Genomic DNA, 5,716 nt, shown 5'->3' with positions numbered 1-5,716 from the left:
GTACAAATGGAGTATTTTGTTAAATTTTATGACATAAAACCGAAAATTAGATTAACAAATATACCTTACTGAATTACAATCGCTTTGAAATCAGTCAAGTAGCGTTTCTAACGCGTCAGTGTCTAAATGGATGTTTATGCAGTACATAAAAAGAATAATAAATAAAATAGTCGCCCCTACTTTTTTACTTAGTGTTGCCTGTATGCCTTTTTCTGCTAATGCATTTGATAAAGCAGAGTTCTCCCTTGCCCATATTAAAGAGTCTATTAGCGTTGATGGTGTGATGGATGAGTCGCATTGGCAATACGCCACAAAAGTACCATTAAAATATCAGAATGAGCCAACCGAAAAAGGCACGCCGCTCGTACAAACCGATGCCTACATGTATGAAGATGGTAAATACTTGTATGTTGGTTTTATTGCAAAAGATAATGACCCTTCGCAAATTCGTGCCGCCCTTCGAGATCGTGATACGCTTTGGCAAGACGACAATGTTGCTTTGATGATTGATACCTTCAATGATGAACGAACCGGCTATGAGTTTTATGTAAACCCTCTTGGTGCGCAAGGCGATATGCGCATGACGGATATTGATGATTGGGTGGAAGATCCATCATGGGATGCCATTTGGGACAGTGCAGGGCAAATTACCGACGACGGTTATGTGGTTGAAATGCGTATTCCATTCACTGCACTACGCTTTCCAAAAGATCAAACAGAGTTAACCTGGAGTTTTGCCGTTTGGCGAAATTATCCGCGTGATGTGTATTATCAAATGTCGAATGTTGGTTTTGACCGAGATGTAAAATGTAGCTTTTGCCAGTTTGATAAACTCACAGGCTTTGCCAACATGACAGAGAGCCAAAACATTCAGCTTACGCCCACTTTAACGGCGCTTCGCCATGATACCAAAGATACAGTACCGGGTGATTGGCAAAATGGTGATATTGATACTGAAGCGGGCTTGGACTTACGTTGGGGGGTGACGCAAGATGCGGTTATTAATGCCACCATTAATCCTGACTTTTCGCAGGTCGAGGCAGATTCACTTGAACTTGATGTAAATACTACTTACTCAATTTATTATGCTGAAAAGCGTCCATTCTTTTTAGATGGCGCCTCTTATTTTGATACCAGCCAACTAGAGCTTTTATATACGCGAATGATTGCTGAACCTGATGTGGGTTTAAAGTTAACAGGTAAAACCGGCGCGCACAGCTATGGCTTTATGTACGCTGACGATCAGAATACCAGTGTCTTACTTCCGACGAATCAAGGTTCTGGCTTTGCTAATCTAGCAGATAAAACGCAAGCAGTAGCGGGGCGTTATCAGTTTGATATTGGCCAAAAAGGCACAATTGGTGTGATGAGCACTCACCGTGAAAATGATGATTATCATAATACGGTGTTATCTTTAGATGGCAGCTACTGGTTTAATCAATCAGATAGTTTGCAGTATCAAGTAGCAAGCACAGATACCACTAACTCAGAATTTTTAGTTGATTATTATGGCATTGATAAAAATCAATCAGATCAAGCTTATGCCATTGAATTTACAAGAACTAAGCGTGATTATGAAGTCTATGCTAGCTACGAAAATATAGGTAAAGAATACCGCTCAGATTTGGGTTATCAAGCTAAAGTTGATTACGAGCAAGTACAACTAGGCGGTGGACAAACATGGTATCGCGATGCTGATGATGCAATCACAGAGTACAGCTACAATGTTGAGTGGGATAAAACATGGGCGCAAAATGGCGACCTACTCGAAGAAGAATACGATGGCTTTTTTACCTTTAAAGGTAAGATGCAGTCGCAAACAGAAATTGGCTTTATTCATCGTAATGAGTTTTATGCCGGCGAGTTTTTTAATCAAAACATAGGTTATATCTATGGCGGTTTTAGACCCATTCGTGACATTAGCTTTTTATTGTATGCTCAATATGGCAGCAAAATTGATTATAGTAATGCAGCTTTAGGTACTATGGTTCGCATTGAACCTGAGATGACATGGGATATAAACGATCATTGGCAGGTGCAACTAGAGCACAGCTACAGCTATTTAGATAACGAGCAAAATGAACGTGTTTATACTGCAAATTTAACGGATCTGCGTGTTTATTATAAATTTAATATGCGCTCGATGCTGAAACTCGTTTTGCAGTTTGAAGATGTCGATCGAAACAATGAAGCTTATCGATTTGATGTAAGCCAAACTAACCGCGATTATGGGAGTCAGTTAGTGTATTCGTACAAGATTAACTCACAGACACTGTTTTATTTAGGGTATTCTGATAAAGGGTATCAAGATGATTCGTTGAAGAATCTTGAGCGTGATCAACGTACCTTCTTCACAAAGCTAAGCTATGCATGGCAGCTTTAGCTTAAGCAAAAATAATACATAGTTGGTCAGCTTATGGCTGACCAACTTCTTCGTTTACTTTACTTCTTACCACTCCTTCAAGGCTTTTTAAGCCCCATTGCTTACCAATCTCAACAGCTTCATCAACTGGCTTTTTCAAGGTTATGGCATTGTATAGCGCAACAAGAGCGCCAACACGGTTGCTGCTCGCGCAGTGAAGTAAGGTGGTTTGCTGTTGGTGCTCATTGAGCAAAGCCTGAAGTTTCGTAGCATTTTCAATGGTAATATCAGCTTTAGATTGCACAGGGATATGGTAATAGTTCATACCAAGCTCAGTGACTAACTCTTGCTCAGACCAATTCGTTTCGTTATCACCGCGAAGGTTGATGATGTTCTCAACACCAAGTTGTTTTAGCTTGGCAAAATCGGTTTGACTTGGCTGACCTGAAGTTAGCACATGCTCAGATTGGGCCTTAAGATTCAAAATATCCAGTTGCGTAGCAGCTGTTTGTGCTGCTAATGCTGAAAATGACAGCAGCGCAGCACAGGCTAATTGTATAAACTTATTCATGTTACTCCTTGAAAAGTGTTTAATTTTTGCTGTAGACGGTTTCACCACGGCTAATGGTTTCTATCACTTGTAAGTTATGTAGCTCTGCAGGCTTTATTTTCAACGGGTTGTTATCAAGGATAATTAAATCTGCTTGCATCCCTTGTTTTAATTGCCCTTTTGAGCTTTCTTCAAAGTGTTGATACGCAGGCCATGTTGTCATTGCTTGTAGTGCAGTATACACAGAAACACGTTGATCTGGGCCTAATACTTGATCTGTACGAGTTGTACGGTTAACCGTTGCATCTAATACACGCAGTGCATTGGGCAGAGCTACAGGCGCATCATGATGGGTACTGAACATTAATCCTTGTTTGCGAACTGCATGGGTGGGCGAAATAAAATCGGCGCGGGGATGACCAAGCACCGAATTTACATGCCAGTCGCCCCAATAAAAGGTATGCATTGGGAAGAGCGATGGAAATATGCCTAATTCTTTAAGACGGTTTACCTGATCTTGACGAATAGTTTGACCATGAATAAGTACGGGGCGGCGGTCTTTTTTACCAAGCTTGTTATTAGCATTTTCAACAGCATTTAAAAATTGCTCAATAGCGGCATCACCATTTGCATGAGTCATCACTTGCCAGTCATTGGCAAAGGCAGTTTCAATATACTGATAGGCTTGTTCATCATTAAAAGTAGGGTAGCCTGCATAGCCTTGCTCTTGGCCTTCAGGTGCTTTTAAGTATGGGTGAGATAACCAAGCGGTTTTTCCTTGTGGTGAGCCATCAAAGTTAAGTTTTACACCACCAATACGAAAATGATTTGTGTAGTTTTTACTGTTATAGGGTGAGTCCATAAAACTGCTGCTGGTAGCCATATCGGCATAGGCTACCACATCAATGACAAACTTATCCGCTTTGGATGCTCTTACCATCGAATCATAAGCTTCTTGAGTTGCTCGGCCTTCTTGTGCTGTGGTGTAGCCGTATTTTGTGTAGAGTTTTTGCCCTTCTTGCAGCATTAAATCTTGTAAGTCAGGATCAAACGACTGCATGAGTTTAAACAGTAAACCAAAGTGCGCGTTTTCTTCGAGCACCCCATTGGGTTCTTGTGAGTTGGCCATACGACGAATTAGCCCACCGTCAGGATTGTCTGTGTTTTCGTCGATGCCGGCCATGGCTAAGGCTTTACTGTTTGCAACACTTAAGTGCCCCGAAGTATGAATGATGATCACTGGCTTTTCGGTGCTAACGCGGTCTAAGTCCATTTTAGTTGGGTATCTATCAAGCTCAGCATCATCGTAACCAAAGCCTAAAATAGCACCCGTTTTTTTAATAAATGTGGTGTAGTCAGGGTTATTTTGTGCGGCTGTGAGAATATTAACGATTTGCTCAACACTATTGGCATCACCATCTGGACTAGGTAATACATTGGCTACCATGGCTTGCAAACCAACACCATAGACATGGCTATGGCCATCAACAAAGCCTGGCATTAAGGTTTTGCCTTGCAAATCAATCAGCTTTGTTTTGCCAAACTTATGCTCAAGCGCTTTGTTTTTATCACCCACAAAAATGATTTTTTCACCTTGGGTAGCGATTGCTTGTGCATACTCGGGTTTGTCGCCAGTCATTGTAAGAATATCACCACCAAAATAAATGGTATCTGCTGCACTCACTTGCAGTGGTAGCGTTTTAGCTGTTTGCTCTGGGGTTTTATCACAAGCCGTTAAGGCAAGTAATGAACAAGCGATTGCGAGGTGATGTTTCATATAAATCTTCCATGAATTTTATTATGTCTAAGAATATAGTCTGTTTAAAAGTTTTGTCTTTAAAAAATAGTATTAAATTTCGTTAAAGTACAAGACAATAGCAGCACCATCGAGGCTACTACCGTTGTGAATATTGATGCCGATACCAAAGTTGTCAAACCACGAGGTCCACTTCCTACTATCCCATAAAAAGCCGATACCGTATTCATAAAAGTGATCGGTCCCAAACGCTACGCGACTATCGCCGCCTAAATCGATTCGCTGTCCTTTAATGTAAAAAGCTTGCTCAAAAAGCCCAATTTTGAACATGTTAAATTTAGCTTTGATACCATTAAGTGTGCGCCATGTTTCAGGTGTTGCATTGCTTATCCCATCAGGGTGAGAGAGTGCCCAACCATAGTAATAATTAAAATTAAGCTTGTACTCGTAATAGCCCCAATGCCTGGGTAAGCGATAGATCATGGTCGCATTTGGGTTTAACACCAGTGCATTACTATTGAGGTTGGTGTAAAGATTTTCGGTTAAAGGCTTAAAGTTACGCCTAGATTCGGGAGAGTTATACTCATAGTCATTGTTGTAATGTAAGTAGTGAGTATTAAAGCCAAATTGATATGACCATTTAGAGCCAAGTGCTTTTTCGGCATTAAAACCGATCATGCCGTTATATACAGTTTCTGAAATATAGTCGTCAGCCACATTATCAAATAGCGAAATGAAATCTGATTGATTCAAATAACTTATTCTGCTGGTCAAACTTAGTTTGTGTTGATAAATTGGCTTATCAAGCTGCCAAGTATAAGGAATACTATAGAGTCTGAGTTTTTTTCTAAGCGCGATACTGTCTTCATCTTTACTGCTATGTTGTGGGTCAAACAGTGTTTGTGGGTCAAAATCACCCATACCTAAGGTAATACTGTCCCCATCCGTTAAAACCAACGATGTTGCAAATGCGGTTTCAAGTTGCTTAGTTGGATTGGCATATAAATTAAATACACTTAATGCGTGCAATAGAAACCACAGCTTTAAT

The 5,716-nt window shown here is 40.5% G+C and carries 4 protein-coding genes; 1 reads left to right on the top strand and 3 read right to left on the bottom strand.

What is annotated here, in order from left to right:
- Positions 1-136: 136 nt before the first annotated feature.
- Entirely contained in the window at positions 137-2,383 is a 2,247-nt protein-coding gene (locus L1D51_RS20210; RefSeq protein ID WP_054562404.1) for a carbohydrate binding family 9 domain-containing protein, read from the top strand.
- Between the two features lie 31 nt (positions 2,384-2,414).
- Here L1D51_RS20210 and L1D51_RS20205 read toward each other — a convergent pair whose 3' ends face one another.
- The 3 genes from L1D51_RS20205 to L1D51_RS20195 all read right to left on the bottom strand — a co-directional run.
- Positions 2,415-2,933 (bottom strand): protein tyrosine phosphatase family protein, encoded by a 519-nt coding sequence (locus L1D51_RS20205; protein ID WP_054562402.1) that lies wholly within the window; start codon positions 2,931-2,933, stop codon positions 2,415-2,417.
- A 19-nt stretch (positions 2,934-2,952) separates the two neighbouring features.
- Positions 2,953-4,689 (bottom strand): amidohydrolase, encoded by a 1,737-nt coding sequence (locus tag L1D51_RS20200; RefSeq protein ID WP_239964648.1) that lies wholly within the window; start codon positions 4,687-4,689, stop codon positions 2,953-2,955.
- Between the two features lie 72 nt (positions 4,690-4,761).
- On the bottom strand, positions 4,762-5,716 hold a 955-nt coding region (locus tag L1D51_RS20195), incomplete at its 5' end, for a Solitary outer membrane autotransporter beta-barrel domain (RefSeq protein ID WP_239964647.1).

Origin of the sequence: Pseudoalteromonas shioyasakiensis (genome assembly GCF_022398475.1) — a bacterium.
In the GTDB taxonomy this organism is placed as follows: Bacteria; Pseudomonadota; Gammaproteobacteria; order Enterobacterales; family Alteromonadaceae; genus Pseudoalteromonas.
This window is presented reverse-complemented; position numbering and strand designations above follow the sequence as displayed.